The sequence below is a fragment of the Streptomyces sp. GbtcB7 genome, from assembly GCF_019091445.1.
Taxonomy (GTDB): Bacteria; Actinomycetota; Actinomycetes; order Streptomycetales; family Streptomycetaceae; genus Streptomyces; species Streptomyces mirabilis.
Map to the genome: position 1 here is coordinate 1 of NZ_JAGXJM010000138.1, position 500 is coordinate 500.

The 500-nt window shown below is 66.0% G+C and carries 1 pseudogene; it reads left to right on the forward strand.

Annotated elements, in window-relative coordinates:
• Positions 1–68: 68 nt before the first annotated feature.
• A pseudogene (locus KVT44_RS55565) lies at positions 69–500 on the forward strand (hypothetical protein); the annotation flags it as partial.

Below are 500 nucleotides of genomic sequence, written 5' to 3' on the forward strand. Positions count from 1 at the left end.
CTGGAGATCTCCTTCGAGCGCCGGGCGGCGCGTTCTACGGGGGCTCATCCGGGGCGGGATTCGCGGACTTGGACGAGCTTCCGCGAGACCCGTACCGTCTGCTCAACTACATCTACCGTGTCACCCTCGGCGCTGGCCCTTCACCCGACACCGAAGCGCTCGTCTACATTGCCGACCGGCTCCGAATCGGGACCGTTCCTGCGGATCTGCGCGCCGCGATGTACAAGGCTGCGGCAATGATCCCCGGCGTGACGTTCGTCAGCGATCAAGCCACCCTCCAAGGTCGAACCGGGGTCGCGATCGGGCGGGTCGAGGACGCATGGGGCACTCGCGTGGACATCATCATCGACCCCGACACCGGTGCTTTCATCGGCGATCGCGAGGTCCTTCTCCGGGATCAGGATGGAATCCCGGCGGGAACCGCCGTGAGATGGACCACCGTCACTTCTTCGGTTGTCAGCGAGGCTCCGGAGGGTGGATCGGTGGGCTGGGAGGTGCCC